This is a genomic window from Devosia insulae DS-56, from assembly GCF_000970465.2.
GTDB lineage: Bacteria > Pseudomonadota > Alphaproteobacteria > Rhizobiales > Devosiaceae > Devosia_A > Devosia_A insulae.
This window is the reverse complement of record NZ_LAJE02000378.1, coordinates 18,398-34,055: the sequence shown is the minus strand read 5'-3', so window position 1 is coordinate 34,055 and position 15,658 is coordinate 18,398. Positions and strand designations below refer to the sequence as shown.

14 protein-coding genes are annotated in these 15,658 nt (G+C 65.7%); 9 read left to right on the top strand and 5 right to left on the bottom strand.

Features of this window, described 5'->3' with window-relative positions; all coding sequences use genetic code 11:
* Positions 1-265 precede the first annotated feature (265 nt).
* Entirely contained in the window at positions 266-1,078 is an 813-nt protein-coding gene (locus VW23_RS25520; RefSeq protein WP_069912291.1) for an alpha/beta fold hydrolase, read from the top strand.
* A gap of 4 nt (positions 1,079-1,082) precedes the next feature.
* On the opposite strand, the gene VW23_RS25515 is transcribed toward VW23_RS25520, so the two are convergent.
* From VW23_RS25515 to VW23_RS25500, 4 genes are read right to left on the bottom strand one after another with little or no spacing between them, the layout of a single operon-like run.
* Positions 1,083-1,880 carry a heme ABC transporter ATP-binding protein gene (locus VW23_RS25515; protein ID WP_069912298.1) on the bottom strand — a complete coding sequence of 266 codons (798 nt, stop codon included), beginning with the start codon at positions 1,878-1,880 and terminating at the stop codon, positions 1,083-1,085.
* A 5-nt stretch (positions 1,881-1,885) separates the two neighbouring features.
* The gene (locus VW23_RS25510) at positions 1,886-2,956 is read right to left on the bottom strand and encodes a FecCD family ABC transporter permease (protein WP_069912290.1); all 1,071 of its coding nucleotides are present in this window, start codon (positions 2,954-2,956) and stop codon (positions 1,886-1,888) included.
* Positions 2,957-2,967: 11 nt separating this feature from the next.
* On the bottom strand, positions 2,968-3,849 hold the full coding sequence (locus tag VW23_RS25505) for a heme/hemin ABC transporter substrate-binding protein (protein WP_069912289.1): 882 nt from the start codon (positions 3,847-3,849) through the stop codon (positions 2,968-2,970).
* Between the two features lie 9 nt (positions 3,850-3,858).
* Positions 3,859-4,920 (bottom strand): hemin-degrading factor, encoded by a 1,062-nt coding sequence (locus VW23_RS25500; RefSeq protein WP_069912288.1) that lies wholly within the window; start codon positions 4,918-4,920, stop codon positions 3,859-3,861.
* Positions 4,921-5,147: 227 nt separating this feature from the next.
* On the opposite strand from VW23_RS25500, the gene VW23_RS25495 reads away from it, so the two are divergent.
* Complete coding sequence (locus VW23_RS25495; protein WP_201788098.1) at positions 5,148-7,253, top strand: TonB-dependent receptor domain-containing protein; 2,106 nt, start codon at positions 5,148-5,150, stop codon at positions 7,251-7,253.
* Positions 7,254-7,301: 48 nt separating this feature from the next.
* Here the strand turns inward: VW23_RS25495 and VW23_RS25490 are convergent, their stop codons facing one another.
* Positions 7,302-8,066 carry a GntR family transcriptional regulator gene (locus tag VW23_RS25490; protein WP_069912286.1) on the bottom strand — a complete coding sequence of 255 codons (765 nt, stop codon included), beginning with the start codon at positions 8,064-8,066 and terminating at the stop codon, positions 7,302-7,304.
* A gap of 135 nt (positions 8,067-8,201) precedes the next feature.
* On the opposite strand from VW23_RS25490, the gene VW23_RS25485 reads away from it, so the two are divergent.
* From VW23_RS25485 to VW23_RS25455, 7 genes are all read left to right on the top strand, one after another.
* Entirely contained in the window at positions 8,202-9,560 is a 1,359-nt protein-coding gene (locus tag VW23_RS25485; RefSeq protein WP_069912285.1) for a family 4 glycosyl hydrolase, read from the top strand.
* A complete protein-coding gene (locus VW23_RS25480) occupies positions 9,560-10,492 on the top strand; it encodes a carbohydrate kinase family protein (protein ID WP_069912284.1) in 933 nt (310 codons plus the stop codon). The genes VW23_RS25485 and VW23_RS25480 overlap by 1 nt, the downstream gene beginning before the upstream one ends.
* A 77-nt stretch (positions 10,493-10,569) precedes the next feature.
* A complete protein-coding gene (locus VW23_RS25475; RefSeq protein ID WP_084646485.1) occupies positions 10,570-11,802 on the top strand; it encodes an ABC transporter substrate-binding protein in 1,233 nt (410 codons plus the stop codon).
* Between the two features lie 112 nt (positions 11,803-11,914).
* Positions 11,915-12,790: an amidohydrolase family protein gene (locus VW23_RS25470; protein ID WP_069912282.1), complete on the top strand. Its 876-nt coding sequence runs from the start codon at positions 11,915-11,917 to the stop codon at positions 12,788-12,790.
* The gene (locus VW23_RS25465; RefSeq protein ID WP_201788097.1) at positions 12,790-13,692 is read left to right on the top strand and encodes a carbohydrate ABC transporter permease; all 903 of its coding nucleotides are present in this window, start codon (positions 12,790-12,792) and stop codon (positions 13,690-13,692) included. The genes VW23_RS25470 and VW23_RS25465 overlap by 1 nt, the downstream gene beginning before the upstream one ends.
* On the top strand, positions 13,685-14,509 hold the full coding sequence (locus VW23_RS25460; protein ID WP_069912281.1) for a carbohydrate ABC transporter permease: 825 nt from the start codon (positions 13,685-13,687) through the stop codon (positions 14,507-14,509). Before VW23_RS25465 ends, VW23_RS25460 begins: the two co-directional genes overlap by 8 nt.
* 93 nt (positions 14,510-14,602) lie before the next feature.
* On the top strand, positions 14,603-15,649 hold the full coding sequence (locus VW23_RS25455; protein WP_069912280.1) for an MraY family glycosyltransferase: 1,047 nt from the start codon (positions 14,603-14,605) through the stop codon (positions 15,647-15,649).
* Positions 15,650-15,658 lie beyond the last annotated feature (9 nt).

The following is a 15,658-nucleotide window of genomic DNA, read 5'->3' as shown; positions in this document are numbered from 1 at the left end:
ATTGGTATAAGAGACAGGGGGTACTCTGTGCGAGCCGAGCTATGCCTCGCCATGTGCGATAGCGCTGCTCGCCAGCGGCGCATGGCCCCAGGCCCGCCCCCTCCAATGTGGAACCCTCGGCGGATCGACCCGTTACCGGGGGGAACCAAGGCGGAGTGGTCGCATGACTGGATATTCGCTGAGCAGACGCATGTTCGTCACGACGGGGCTTGCGGGCATCATGGCCTCAACCCTCCCTATCAGGTCGTCGGCAGAGGAGGCGAAGTTGGAAGCGAACGAAGCAGCATCAGAGGTCACCTCGAAAGACGGGACCCCTATCGCTATCACCCGGTCGGACGAAGGACCGGCGCTCATCCTGGTCGGCGGCGCGCTCAGCGACGGCTCGGGCGCGGCGCCGCTCGCGAAGCTCCTCGCCCCGCGCTTTACCACGGTCAGCTTTGATCGGCGGGGCAGGGGCAAGAGCGGCGACACGCCGCCTTACGCGGTCGAGCGCGAGATCGAGGATATCGACGCCATCATCGAGGCGCTGGGCGGCACGGCGTTCATCCACGGCCACTCGTCGGGTGCGGTGTTGTCGCTCGAAGCCACGGCAAAGCTCGCGGGCAGGGTGACAAAACTCTCGCTCTACGAGCCCCCCTTCATCACCGACGGCAGTCGTCCGCCACCGCCTGCCGACTTCGCGAGACATATCGACGAGCTGATCGCCGCCGATCGTCGTGGCGATGCAGTCGAGTATTTCCTCGTCGAGGTGGTCGGCACGCCTGCCGAGGCCGTGGCGCAGATGAAGTCCGCGCCCGCCTGGCCGGGGCTCGAAGCCCTGGCCCACACCCTCGCCTATGACGTCGCGGTGCTGGGCGGCAGGATGTCGGGCAAGCCTCTCGCGTCAGGGGCATGGGATGGCGTCACCATCCCGGTATTGGTGATGGATGGCGGCGCCAGTCCCGAATGGATCCGCAACTCGGCTCGTTCGGTTGCCGGCCTGCTGCCCAGTGCCGAGCACCGCAGCCTCGAGGGCCAGACCCACAACGCTGCCCCCGAAGTTGTCGCGCCCGAGCTCGAGCGTTTCTTCCTCGGCTGAACCGCTACTCCGCGGCGAGCTGCGTTGCCACTGCAGGGGCGAACAGCGAGGTGCCGTTGGGGAGCTGCAGCGTCGTGAGTTCGCAGCCGAACACCTCGCGTACCAGCGCGATATCCAGCACCTGAGCCGGTGCGCCACAGGCGGCGCGCCGGCCCTCTGACATCACCAGCACCTGATCGGCGTAGAGCGCCGCGAGGTTGAGGTCATGGAGGATGGCCACTACGGCGCCGCCGGCTGCCGCAAAGCCCCGCGCGATTTCCATCACCAGCAACTGGTGCTTGATGTCGAGGCTCGACACCGGTTCATCCAGCAGCAACAGGCGTGGCAACCCCTCGAATGCCGGCTGCCACACCTGGCACAGCACCCGCGCCAGCTGCACCCGCTGCTGCTCGCCACCCGAAAGGCTCTGGTACATCCGGCCGCTGAACCCCGCGAGGTCGACCCGCCGCAGCGCCGCCGCGACCACCGCCTCGCGCTGCGCCGGCGGCACGCCAAGCCCCGCCGACAGTCCCAGCCGCACCACTTCGCGCACCGTGAACGGAAAGCTCAGCACCGAGGCCTGCGGCATCACCGCGCGCATCGTCGCCGCCGTGCGTGGCGGCAGCGTGCGCAGAGGCCGGCCGTTCAGCGCGATATCGCCCTGGTGTTCGAGTTCGCCGCTCAGCGCCTTCATCAGCGTCGTCTTGCCCGAACCGTTCGGTCCGATGATCGCCAGCACTTCGCCGGCGCGCGCCGTGACGCTGACGGCTTCGACGATCCGTTTGCGTTCGATGGCGACCGAAACGCCGCGAACTTCCAGCACCGGGCTCACCATGCCAGCTCCCGTCGCCGCAGCAGGATCCACAGGAAGAACGGCCCGCCCACCGCCGCGGTGACGATGCCGATCGGCAGCTCCGCCGGAGCAACGATGGTGCGCGCCACGGCGTCGGCGACGAGGAGGAAGGCGGCGCCGAGCAGCGCCGAGGCCGGCAGCAGGTATTTGTGATCCGGCCCGATCACCAGCCGCAACAAATGCGGCACGATGATGCCGATAAAGCCGATGCCGCCGCTCACCGCCACGGCCGCTCCGGTGGCTGCCGCCACCGCGACGATGGCAATGCGTTTGAGCCGCTGCACCGGGATGCCCAGATGCATCGCCGTCGCCTCGCCCAGCGTCAGGGCGTTGAGCCCGCGCGTCAGCAGCATGCAGCAGAACACCGCGATGAGGATGATCGGCCCCGATGCCTGGACCTTCTGCCAGTTCGAACCGGCGAGCGAGCCCATGCTCCAGAAGGTGAAGTCGCGCAGCTGCGAGTCGCTGGCGAGGAACACCATCACCCCCATCACCGCAGTGGCGAGCGCCGCAATGGCGATGCCGGCGAGCAGCATGGTGGCGATTTGCGTCTGCGTGCCGCGCGTTGCCACCTGGTAGAGGATCAGTGTGGTGACGAGGCCCGTAACGAAGGCCGAGATCTGCAGGCTGTAGATACCGAGGATTGCCGTCAGCGGCGCCAGCGCCGTTCCACCGAGCACGATCATCACCACCGCGCCGAGGCTAGCGCCGGACGACACACCCACCAGCCCAGGGTCGGCCAGCGGGTTGCGGAACAACCCCTGCATCACCACGCCCGAGACCGCGAGGCCGGCGCCGATCAGCATGCCCAGCAGCAGCCTGGGCAGCCGGATATCGAGGAACACCAGTTGGTCGCGCAGCACCAGCGGATCGTCGGTGGCTCCCGCCATCCAGGCCGACAGCAGCCGCGGCAATGAGGCGTCCGAGGCGCCGGTGAGCAACGCCAGCGCTGCCGCCGCAACCAGCAGCAGCACCAGCCCGGCCAGCGTCAATTGGGCCAGGCGTGTTCGATCCCCGGCAACCGGACCGGCGAGCTCGGCCGTCATTATGCTCGTGGTCAAGGCTGTGGCACCCGGTCGCCGTAAAGCTCGTGCGCCAGCGTCAGGATCGCCTTGGGCGTACGTGGCCCGAAGCCCAGCATGAAGGCCCCGTCCACCTTCAACAGGCGCCCCTGCTGCAGTGCCGGCGACGCTGCGAGGGCCGGATTGGCCGCGAGGTCGGCGGAGAAGTCTCCGGCGCCGGAATTCTGCATCATCACCACATAGTCGGGGTTGGCGGTGATCAGCGCCTCATCGCTCAGCGTCTGGTAGCCGTGCATGTCGGCCAGCGGATTGATGCCGCCCGAGAGCGTAATGATGCCGTTGGCTGCCGTGCCCGAGCCGGCAGCACGGATCTTGCCCTCCTGCACCGAGATGACGAACAGCACGCGCTTGCGTTCGGCGTCGGGGATCGCGCTCGTCGCCGCTTCCGCTGCCTTCAGCTCGGTATCGAGCGTCGTCGCCAGTGCCTCGGCCTTGTCGGTGACGCCGAGCGCCTCGCCGACGGCGCGCACCTTGGTGAGGATGCCCTGGTGGCTGAAATCCTCCGGCACTGTCACATAGGGGATCGAGCCCTTGGAGAGCACGTCGAGCGCCTCCGGCGGCCCGCTGCCATCCACCACCAGCAGCGCTGAAGGGTTCACCGACAGCACCCCTTCCGGCGACAGGGCCCGCATATAGCCGACATCCGGCAGCGCCATCGCCTCGGGCGGGAAGATGCCGGTGGTATCGCGGGCCACCACTTTGCCTTCCTCGCCCAGCGCGTAGACGATTTCGAGCAGCGAGCCGCCGATCACCGCCACCCGCGACGGGTCGGCGAACGGCGTGATCTGGGCGGCAAGGGCAGGGCCGGCAAGCCCGCCGAGCGCGACGAGGGCGAGAAACAAGCGAGGGAGACGCATGGTGAACCCTTAGGCAGCAGTGGATTGGTCGAGCTGGGGCAGGCCTTCGATCAGCGTGCGCCAGGCGGCGCGTTCATCCACCCCTTCCTGGCGCTGGCCGAAGAACTGGATGATGAGCTTGTTGTCGGCGCCGAACGCCTCGATCGAGGTGACGTGCCCATCGGCGGTGGGTTTGCGCACCGCCCACACTTCCTGGATCTGGTCGGCCCTGAGATGCAGGTGGAAGGTCTCGTCCATGACATTGATCCACGGACCCATGGCCTGCACCTTTTCGATCGGGCCCGAGTGGATCTGGATGCAGCCGCGGCTGCCGACGAACGCCATGATCGGCAGCCCGCTACCCGCGGCGCGCTCCAGCATGGTGCTCGCAGCGTTGGTCGCCAGGGGCCAGGCATAGTCGCGATCGATGGTCTTCAGCGCCTGGTGCCGCGACAGGTTGAGCCGCTTCAGCATCGGGAAGAACTGGTGCGTATCGGTCAGCCCCTGCCACGCCTCGCGCAGTTGCGCGGCGCTGGCCTGGGCTGCGGCGGTGTCTACCTCGGTGTCATTCAGTTCCCGTATTTCGACCGTCTGCAGCTGCTCATCGGTCCTGAGCGTCTCGACCAGCGCCTGATAGGCATCGAGGTTCGTTTCCGGCCGGCAATGCACCTTGTGCACCGCGGTGCCCGCTGCGTCGAAGAACTGCAGGGAGCGCCGTACCGCGCCGTCCTTGTCCGGCTTTTCCACCGCATAGGCTGAGGCCCAGTGCGTTGGGAAGATGCGCAGATCGATCTCTTCCCCGAGGACGATCGAGGCGTGCTGGCCGAAGCGGGTCTTCTCGAATACGCCGATCTTTTCATGCACCGCGTGCTCGTTGCGGGTCAGGCACATCACCTCGCCCAGCGCCGGTGCACCCGCAAGGAACGCCTCGACATCGGGGCGCAGCCGCACACTGCCCATACCCACGAAAGCCGCGACCAGCTCCGCCTCGGAGAGCTTCTGGATTCGCGCGAAATCGCGCTCACGCATTTCGGGGTGCAGCGCACGCAGGCGGCGGATTTCCTCAGGCGATATCTGGCGGGCTTCAGGCAAGATGCAGCGTCCTCTTTCGATGCTCTGTGGCGCAGTTTCGTTTCGCCGCGCCTGTCACTTAAATCTTGACAGTCAATATCAGGATTTATAAGCCACGCAATAGTGGAGTGAAAGAGTCATGTTTTGACCCACTCTGCCGTGCCAGCCAGCATCCGCAAGCCAGTGCATGTTCCCGACGCCGGCAGCCGCCGGGCGTCCGTCATTGATTGGAGAAGGAAATGGGGCTGGTGGCACGTAACGCCGCGATCTTGCTTGGCGGCGTCGCCTTGGGCGCGACTTTTGGGGCGGGGGCTGCCATGGCGCAGTCCGCCGGGACCAACTCGCAATTCGTGACGCTGCTCGAACGCATCGTCGTCGGCGCCGGCAAGGCCAAAGTGGCGATCGATACGCCGCAGGCGGTGACCGTGGTGGACCAGGCCGACATCGACCGGAAGCAGGCCGGTACCATCGGCGAGATTCTCGACGATGTGCCGGGCGTCACCATGATTGGGTCCGAGCGCGTGCTCGGCGAGAGCTTCAACATTCGCGGCATCGGCGCTGCCGAGACCTCCGGCGACGAGGCGCGCATCATCCTCACCGTCGACGGGGCGCGGAAGTTCTACGAGCAGTACCGCATGGGCTCGTTCTTCTCCGATCCGGAGCTCTACAAGGCCGCCGAAGTGCTGCGCGGCCCCGCGTCATCGACGCTCTATGGCGCCGGCGCCTTCGGCGGCGTCATCAACTTTACCACCAAGGACGCCTCCGATTTCATCAAGGACGGCAAGACCGGGGCCGTGCGCCTCAAGGGCTCCTACAGCTCCAACGGCAACGGCACGCTCGCCTCGGGCATCATCGCGCATCGCATCAACGAGACCTTCGAAGTGCTGGCGGCCGGCAATTTCCGGCGTTCCGACATCGTGGACCTCGCCAATGGCAGCGAACTGCCAGGTTCTGAATTTGCCGCCTGGTCCGGCCTGGTGAAGGGCACCATTCATCTCGATGCCGATCAGGTGGTCCGCCTCTCCTACCAGCGCTGGAACAGCGATGCAGATCAGCAGGATTATGCCCAGACCGGCACCATCCCGACCACCAATCCGCAGAATTTCGGCCTGATCGATCGCACCGTCGACGACCAGACGGCGATCATCAGCTACGAGAACGAAGCCTCCGGCAACGACATGCTCGACCTCAAGGTCCAGCTGTCCTACTCCAACACCGCGGTGAGCCAGGAGAACCCGACCTCGCCGGTGCCGAGCAACATCTTCGTTGCCGATTACGGCTACCAGACCACTCAGCTCAACGTTGAAAACACCTCGAGCTTCTCGGGCGAGGGCTGGGAGAACTTCCTCACTTACGGCGTCCAGGCGAGCCATCAGAACCGTGTCGCCGACCCGCTGAGCGGCACGCTGATCACCACCCATCCCGAGGGGACATCGTCGAGTGTCGGCGTGTTCGCGCAGAGCGAGCACACCATCAACGACGCGCTGACCGTGATTGCCGGCGCCCGCGCCGACTTCTCGACCCTCACTCCGAGTGAGACCGTCGTCGGCGCCAGCCCGAGCGAGGATGTCGCCATCTCGCCCAAGCTCGCCGCCCTCTACAAGTTCAACGAGAATTTTAGTGTGTTCGGCTCTGCCGCGCACACCGAACGCATGCCGACGCTGGACGAAATGTTCCAGTACTCGGGCACGCGCACGATGAACCCGAACCTCAAGAAGGAATACTCGGACAACTTCGAGCTCGGCCTCGCCACCCAGGCGGACGACATCTTCACGGGCAATGACAGCGTCGCCTTCAAGGCCACGGCGTTCCACAACGACATCACCGACGGCATCGCCTCCAACCCGATCACTGCCAACGCGCCGTACTTCATCAACATCGCCGGCATGCGCATCTGGGGCCTCGAGCTCGAGGGCTCGTATGACAGCGACGTGATGTTCGCCCGTCTCGCCTATACCTACACCCGCGGCGTCTACACCGAGGACATGATCGCCACCAACCCGGCCAACAGCATCTTTGCCGGCGATGATGTCCGCTCGATCCCGCAGGATAAGCTGGTGCTGACCGTCGGCGGCCGAGCCCAGGATCTCGATCTCGAATACGGCGCGCGTCTGACGCTGGCCGCCAACCCGCTCACCGCGGTCGCCACTGTGCCGGTGACGCCGATGCCGGAAGGCTGGGCCACGGTGGACGTGTTTGCCACCTGGAAGCCTGAGAGTGGCCAGTTCGAGGGGTTGGAAGCGACCTTCGGCATCGACAACCTGTTCGATGCCGATTACCGCGAGAACCTGTCGATGGACCGCTCGAAGGGCCGCACCTTCAAGCTCACGCTGGCCAAGCAGTTCGACTACTGACGAAAATGGGGTTCCGCCGTCGGGCGGAACCCCTCACGCTGAGCCGACCTACCGCCCGCCCCGACTATTCCGCGAATCCTGATCCAGCCGCAGCGGATACCGTGTCGGGTGATGCGTCGAGAGCGTCAGGTTGAGCGGGCGCTCGTTGGCATCGAACGCCATCTGCTCGACCCCCAGCACCGCCGCCGGCGGTGGCAGCTCCAGCAACTGGCTCTCCTCGGCGTCGGCCAGCCGGGCCGACAGAATCGTGTGGCCGCGTTGCGGCAGCAGCCCATAGCGCCCGGCGAGCTCGGCATAGAGCGAACTGTTCGGCACGGTCCAGTCGAGCTCGAGAATGTCGGGCACGATCGCGGCCGGCATCCAGTCATGCGCGATGGCCACCGGCTGGTCGTCGATCAGGCGCAGGCGGCGCAGCGAGATCACCCGATCACCGGGGCTGAGCTGCAGCGCCTGCGCCACCGGCTCGGGGGCACCGACCTCTGCCGCCGTCAGCAGCCGGCTGCCCGGCCGGCGGCCATGCGCCACGGCCGTGGCGGTGAAGCTGCGCAGCAGTTCGAGCTCGTACACGCCCTTGGGGCGGCCGGTTGGATAAAACCCCTTGCCGGGGTGGCTGCGCAGGTGCCCCTCGAGCACCAGCTCGGTCATCGCCTGGCGGATGGTGATGCGGCTGACGCCGTAGAGCTCCACCAGTTCGCGTTCCGAAGCGAGCTTGGCGCGGGGCGGAATGGTGCCGTCGTCGAGCGCCCGCAGCAGGCGTTCCTTCACCTGCTTGTAGAGCGGTAGGGGATCGTCGCGCGTCACGCCGTTGGCCATGGCTTTGGGGTAACCGAACTGATTGCGCTTTGGAAGCGGGCGCCGCTCCCGATGCAGATTCTTAGCCGTACGATTCCATCTTGCCTACCTATTATGACTGGATATGATCAGTTGCACTGAACGGGGGACGTCAGGGTGAAACTGGTCGTTGTCGGAGGGGGAGGGCTACGCGCCCCGCTGTTCGTCGAGGCGGCATTGCGCCGTGCTGCACGGACCGGCCTCACCGAGATCTGCCTGATGGATGTCGACGCGGCGCAGCTCGAGCTCATCGGCGCCCTCGCCACTGAGCTGGCGCGGCGTGCCGGCGGCGCTGTGGCCATCTCCACCACCACCGATGCTGAAACCGCCTTTGCCGACGCCAGCTATGTGGTGACTACGGTACGCCCGGGCGGCATCGATGGCCGCATCGCCGACGAGCGCATCGCGCTGTCGCATGGCGTCTTGGGACAGGAGACCACCGGAGCCGCCGGCTTCGCCATGGCGCTGCGCTCGATCCCCACCATCCTGAGCTATGCCGAGACCCTGGCCCGGGTCAGCCCCGAAGCCTGGCTGTTCAATTTCACCAATCCGGCCGGGCTCGTCACCCAGGCATTGCGCGACGCCGGCTATAGCCGCAGCGTCGGCATCTGCGACAGCGCCAATGGCGCGCAGAGCGCCATCGCCAAGTGGCTGCGGCTGCCCGAGCGCTCGGTGCGGGCCGAGGTGTTCGGCCTCAACCACCTGTCCTTCACCCGCCGCGCCGAAGTGGCCGGCCGCGACGTGCTGCCCGATGCGCTGGCCGATGACCGTTTCCTTGCCGGCACGGTGCAGCGGGTGTTCGCGCCCCATGTGGTGCGCCGCCACGGCATGTGGCTCAACGAGTACCTCTATTATTACTACTACGCCGACGAGGCCGTGGCCGCCGGCGCGGCCGGGCCGACCCGTGGCGAGGAGATCCGCGCCCTCAACCAGCGGCTGTTGCCACGCTTGCGCCAAGCCGAGCTGCTAGCCGACCCGGGGCAGGCGCTCGATGTCTATTTCGCCTACGAGCGCGAGCGCAGTGCAACCTACATGCAGCATACTCGTGACGACGCCGCGCCGGTCGCGGCAGCGGCAGCGGCGCAAAGCCATGATGGTGAAGGCTATGCCGGCGTGGCGCTCGATCTGATCGAAGCGCTGCAGGGCGGCACGCCGATCCGCACCGGGCTCAATGTCCCCAACGAAGGCGCCATCGACGGCCTGCGCGACAGCGACGTGGTCGAGGTCAGCTGCATGGTTGATCACCACGGCATCCGGCCGCAGCCGATCGGCGCCATGCCCGATGCCCAGGGTTACCTGGTGAACTCGGTGAAGCACTATGAGCGGCTTACGGTGCAAGCGGTGGCTGAGCGCAGCCGCGCCCTTGCAGTAGAGGCGCTGGTGGCGCACCCGCTCGTGCTGTCCTATTCGCGGGCCGAGCCGTTGGTCGAGAAATTCCTCGCCGCACACGCGGCGCATGTCGGGGCGTGGCTGTGATGCGCTCCGCCGACGTGCTGCTGACCGGCGAATACTATTGCGACCTGATTTTCGCCGGCCTGCCCGGTGTGCCCAGGCTCGGCGCCGAACTGGTGGCGCGCGACCTTACGGTGCTGCCCGGCGGCACCTACAACATCGCCCTGGCACTGACCCGGCTCGGGCTCGATACCCACTGGGCCGTGGATTTCGGCTCCGACCTGTTCAGCGGCCTGGTGCTGGAGCAGGCGGCGCGTGATGGGTTGAGCCCCTTGCTTTTCAACCGGCTCGACCAGCCGCTGCGCCGCGTCACCTCGGTGTTTTCTTCCGGCGGCGACCGCGGCTTCCTCACCTATGGCGATGGCGCCATCGTGCCGCCGCCTGCCGGTACGCTCGAAAAGGTCCGCCCCACCTGGCTGCTGCAGACCTTCCGCTTCGAACCGGAATGGCTGGCTTTTATGCGCGCTGCCAAGGCGCAGGGGGCAAAGCTCTTCGCCGATTGCCGTGGCGGTGACTTCACCCTCGAAACCCCAGGGGTGCGCGAGTTTCTTAGCCTGCTCGATGTGTTCTCGCCCAATGAGGACGAGGCCATCGCGCTGACCGGCATGCACCATCCAGCCAAGGCCGCGGCGCAGCTGGCAGAACTGGTGCCGATCGTCGCCATCAAGCGCGGCGCCGCCGGCGCGCTGGTCAGTGATGGAGGTCGCTGGATCAAGGTCGCGGCGCCCGAAGTGGCGGTCAAGGACACCACCGGGGCCGGCGACACCTTTAATGGCGGCTTCCTCTACGGGCTCTGCTCGGGCCGCTGCACCGAGGAGGCGGCCGAGCTCGCCGTGCTCGCGGGCTCGCTGTCGGTCACCGACTACGGCGCCTTGGCGGCGCCGACGCTGAACGCGCTCAAAAAATTCGCCGTCGAGCACGGCAGGGGAAAGATGTTTCTCGAAACAGCCTCGTAGGCTCGGCGCAATATTAGTAGTGATTGTCTATAGGATTTGTATAGAATAAACACAGACCACAGACAAGGGAGTCCGAGATGACTAAGAAGTGGCTTGCCTACGCCGTCGCTGCTTTGGGATTAGTGTCTCCTGCGCTCGCGCAGTCGACGATTAGTTTTGGATATTGGGGCGATCCGCCGGAACTGCCGCCGTTCGAGGAGATCGTCTCGAAATATCAGGCGGCCCACCCGGACGTGAAGATCGAGATTCAGCACGCGCCATGGTCGGGTTACTTCACCCGACTCGATGCGCAGCTCGCTGCCGGCGCCGGCCCCGACGTGTTCTTCATCACCAATGTGCCGAGCTATGCCTCGCGCGGCGCGCTGGCCCCGCTGGACGACCTGATCAAAGCCAGCAGCTTTCCGATCGACCAGTATGTGCCGAGCTCGCTCCTCACCCACAGTTTTGAGGGCAAGCTCTATTCCATCCCGCGCGATAGCGCTCCGAGCGCCCTCTACTACAATTCCGATGCGTTCGATGCGGCCGGCGTTGCCTATCCGAACGCCGATTGGAAATGGGCGGATCTGCGCGATGCGGCGATCAAGCTGACCACCACCGAGGGCGGCCGCATCACCCGCTATGGCCTGGCGCTCGAGTCCAATGACTGGGCCACCTGGGTGCAGCAGAACGGCGGCAAGGTGTTCGACGATCCGCTGAAGCCGACAACCTTCCTGTTGGCCGAGCCGGCAGCGGTCGAGGCCATCCAGTATATCGGCGACCTGATCAACAAGGATAAGGTTGCGCCCAACTTCCTCGAAGCCGAGCAGGCCGGCGGCACCGCCCAGCTGTTCAGTAGCGGCCAGGCGGCCATGGTGATCACCAACCCGTCGCGGCTCGGCACTTTCGCCGACGTGCCGTTCAAGTGGGCCGTCGCCAACCTGCCTGGCGGGCCGACCGGCATCCATTCCAACCGCACCGGCGGCGCGGGCTTTGCCATCAACGCCAACAGCAAGAACCCGGAAGCCGCCTGGGCCTTCCTGCAATACCTCGCCGGACCCGAGGGTCAGTCGATCTTTGCCGGCGCCAAGGCGGCGGCGGTGCCGGCGATGACTGGCAACGAGACGGTGCGGGCCGCCTTCAAGGCGCCGTTCGGCGATGTCTTCCTCAAGGAGGCCGATGTCGGCGAGCAGTTCCCGCAGTTCCCGCGCTTCGTCGACCTCTCCAACCTCTACATCCAGCCGGCGCTGGATCTGGTGTGGAACGGCGAGAGCACGGCAGCCGACGCGATCGGCGGTATCAAGGACAAGGTCAACGCCGAACTGGCCAAATAGTCGAAACAGCAGGCCACTCTGCTGGCCGGGACGCCATTGGCGCCCCGGCCTTTCCGGGGCGTTTCAAACGAAACGCTCGACGTTTTGATCGCTCTAGCAACGGATCTGACCCATGCGCGTCTTCGATGCACACGTTCACTACGGCTTCTGGGACAAGCTGTTCTCGCGCGGCGCCGAGATCGGCTTCCTCGAAGCGCTGTCCGATACCTGCGAAGAATCCGGGATCGAGAAAGTCGCGCTCCTCGCCAACCCTGGCCGCGGCAATGACGCGCTGGCCGGCGCGCTGGAGCGGCGGCCCGACCTGATCGTCGCCCTGGGCCGGCTCGAGCTCGACAAGGACCCGGTGACGCTGGTCGAGGATTTCTACCAGCGCGGCTTTCACGGCATCAAGATCTCGGGCGTGTCGCGCAACTACGATGATCCGGCCTATTACCCGTTCTACGAGGCGGCACAGGCGCGGGGGCTCCGCATCCTGTTCCACACCGGCATTCTCGGTGGCCCGGTCGATTACCTCGAAGGCGGCAAGGAGGATGCCTGGAAGGCGATCCCCGAAGGCGCCGACGAGGAAGCGCTGGTCACCCGGCTGTCGCGCGGCATCAAGCGCGAGCGCTACGGCTATTCCAGCGCCCGCATGCAGCCGATCTATCTCGACACCATCGCCTTCTATTTCCCCGAGCTGTTCATCATCGGAGCGCATCTGGGCTGGCCCGACTACCGCACCGCCAGTGCCGTCGCGCGCTGGCGGCCGCGGCTCTATTTCGACATCAGCGGCGGCGACGTGGTGCACAACCACATCGTCGAGGGCGGCTATATCGGCAAGGAAATCTCACCGCGCAAACTCGTCTACGGCTCGGATTCCGACCTGCGCCGGGTGAAGGGCGATATCGAACGCTGGAAGGCCGCCTTCGACACCATGGGCCTCAGCGCCGACGACCAGGATCGGATCTTTTACCGCAACGCCGCCTATATCTACGGGATCGACAAGTAGTGGCCCGAAGTCGGGTCCAGCTGACGCGGGTGGCGCGCGCCGAGGAACGCGCCGCCTGGCTGTTTTTGGCACCGAGCCTCGTGCTGTTCGCCATCTTCACCGCTATTCCGGTGATCTCGGCCTTCTTCATCTCCTTCACCCAGTGGAACCTCTTCAACGAGGTGACCTGGGTGGGCCTCGGCAACTACATTGCCCTCGCCGGCGACGAGATTTTCGCCAAGGTGCTCGGCAACACCGCCTATTTCGTGCTGGTCTCGGTGCCGGTGCAGATCGTGTTGGCGCTGCTCTGCGCGCTGGTGCTCAACCGCGGCATCAAGGGCCAGACCTTCTTCCGGGTCGTCTATTTCCTGCCGGTGGTCACCAGTACCATCGCCGCAGCGCTCGTCTGGGCCTGGTTGTTCAACTCCAATTTCGGCCTGATCAACGCCGCTCTCAGCCTGGTCGGTGTCACTGACCTGCCCAAGTGGATGGGCTCGACCCGCTGGGCCATGCCGGCCATCATCATCGTCTCGATCTGGCAGAACCTCGGCTATGCCATGGTGCTGTTCCTCGCCGGCCTGCAGAACATCGGCAAGGATGTGCATGATGCGGCCGCGCTAGATGGCGCCACCGGCTGGGACCGGTTCTGGCACATCACCCTGCCGCTGCTCTCGCCCACCACCTTCTTCGTGCTGGTGATCTCGATCATCGGCAGCTTCCAGGTGTTCGAACTGGTGCTGGTGATGACCAAGGCCGGTCCGGCCAATGCCACCAACACGCTGGTCTACTACATCTACCAGAACGGCTTTCAGTTCTATCAGATGGGCTATGCCAGCGCCGCGGCGATGTTGCTGTTCCTGATCGTCCTCGCCTTCACCCTGGTGCAGTACAAGCTGCAGCGCCGCTGGGTGCACTATGGGTAAGACCGCCACCGACTGGCTGCTGTTCGTGGTCCTGCTGATCGGCGCGCTGCTGATGAGTGGCCCGTTCGTCTGGATGATCGCCACCTCGTTCAAGCCGGCGGCGGACGTCTTCCAGTTCCCGCCGACCTTGTTCACTGCCGACCCGCAGGTCGAGAACTACGTCCGCATTTTCTCGACCATCTCGTTCGGCCGGGCCATGGCCAACAGCCTCGTCGTGTCGGTGCTGGTGACGCTGTTGCAGCTCGTCACCTGCTCGATGGCCGCCTATGCCTTCGCCTGTTTGAGGTTCCGCGGCCGTGAACTGCTGTTCCTCATCTACCTCGCCGCGCTGATGGTGCCCTCGCAGGTGACGCTGATCCCCAATTTCATCCTGATCAAGTCGCTCGGCTGGATCGACACCTACCAAGGGCTGATCCTGCCCTATGCCTTCTCGAGCTTCGGTACCTTCCTGCTCCGGCAGTACCTCAAGTCGATCCCGGCCGAGCTGCTCGAAGCGGCCCGCATCGATGGCGCCTCGCATGCCCAGATCTACCTCACCATCGTCCTGCCGCTGGCCAAGCCCGCGCTCGGGGCGCTCGCCATCTTCACTTTCGTGGCGCAGTGGAACAACTTCCTCTGGCCGCTGATCACCACCACCAAGCCCGACATGCAGGTGGCGATCGTCGCACTGGCGACGCTGCAGGGCCAGTACAACACCGATTGGCCACTGCTGATGACCGGCAGCGTCATCGCCATCGTGCCCGTCCTGCTGGTCTTCGTCTTCGGCAACCGCGCCTTCATTGCCGGCCTCACCACCGGAGCCTTTGGCGGGCGCTGACGCCGGTGGTTGAAAAGCCGCAATCGTGCTTCGATTTCGGCACGGGCTTCGGTTACGGCTTCAGCATTGCCGCGCTGGGACCGCTCCCCAATCATGCTGACCTATCTTGCTGATCTCCTGACCCCCATCTGGGGTCCCGCCCGCCTGCTGTCGTCCTTCGTCATCCTCGCCACTGTCGGCTCGCTCGTCTCGGCGCTGGCCACGCTGTTCCTCCTGCCCAAACTCTGGGCTCGGCTGCCGCGCGACCGGGGCAGGGCCCATGCGGTGGGCGCCGCCGACAGCGTCGGTAAGCCGGTCGGCGTCGGGTTGATCATGATCCTGATCCTCCTTGCGGTCGTCGCACTGTTCTCGCCGATCGATCCGCACATCTATTTCGCCATGGGCGCGGTGCTGCTCGCCTCCGGCGTCGGCTTCATCGACGATCGCACCGGGGGCCTGAGCGAGCTGACACTGGGCCTCACCGACCTGCTGGTGGCGCTGTTCGTCTGCGTCGTGCTGCTCTGGGGGCAGGACACCAGGCTGTGGCTGCCGTTCACCCCCATGGTGTTCGACATCCCGTTCTGGCTGGGGCTCTTGATCTACACGCCGGTGGTCTGGCTCTGCATCAACGCGGTCAACTGCAACGATGGCGTCGACGGCGTGTCGGGCTCGCTCTCGGCAGTGACCATCGCCGCCCTCGGCTTCATCCTCTACATGGTGGTCGGCGACGCCGGCAACGCCAAGTACCTGCTGATCCCGTTCCGCGAGGATGCCGCCAACTGGGCTATCGTCGCCGCCATCTTCTGCGGCGTCATCGTCGGCTACCTATGGCACAACGCGCCGCCCAGCGCGGCGCTGATGGGCGATGCCGGCTCACGCCCGATCGGGCTGTTCGTCGGCATCTGCATCGTCGTCTCCGGCAACCCGGCGATGATCTTCTTCGTCGCCCCGCTCCTGCTGTTCAACGGCGCCACCGGCCTCGCCAAGGTGGCGTTGATCCGCGTGTTCGGCCTCAGGATCCTGAGCTCGATCCGCTTCCCGTTCCACGATCACGCCCGCAAGAACCTCAACTGGTCCAACTCCCAGGTCCTGCTGCGCTTCCTGCTCATCCACCTGGCGAGCCTGTGGTTCCTGGTCATTATTCTGCTGAAGGTGCGGTGACGGGGCTGG

Excerpts from the sequence above, each read along its gene's own strand:
- VW23_RS25510 (WP_069912290.1), bottom strand. The coding sequence starts at position 2,956 with ATGACGGCCGAGCTCGCCGGTCCGGTTGCCGGGGATCGAACACGCCTG.
- VW23_RS25505 (WP_069912289.1), bottom strand. The coding sequence starts at position 3,849 with ATGCGTCTCCCTCGCTTGTTTCTCGCCCTCGTCGCGCTCGGCGGGCTT.
- VW23_RS25490 (WP_069912286.1), bottom strand. The coding sequence starts at position 8,066 with ATGGCCAACGGCGTGACGCGCGACGATCCCCTACCGCTCTACAAGCAG.
- VW23_RS25480 (WP_069912284.1), top strand. The coding sequence starts at position 9,560 with ATGCGCTCCGCCGACGTGCTGCTGACCGGCGAATACTATTGCGACCTG.
- VW23_RS25475 (WP_084646485.1), top strand. The coding sequence starts at position 10,570 with ATGACTAAGAAGTGGCTTGCCTACGCCGTCGCTGCTTTGGGATTAGTG.
- VW23_RS25470 (WP_069912282.1), top strand. The coding sequence starts at position 11,915 with ATGCGCGTCTTCGATGCACACGTTCACTACGGCTTCTGGGACAAGCTG.
- VW23_RS25460 (WP_069912281.1), top strand. The coding sequence starts at position 13,685 with ATGGGTAAGACCGCCACCGACTGGCTGCTGTTCGTGGTCCTGCTGATC.
- VW23_RS25455 (WP_069912280.1), top strand. The coding sequence starts at position 14,603 with ATGCTGACCTATCTTGCTGATCTCCTGACCCCCATCTGGGGTCCCGCC.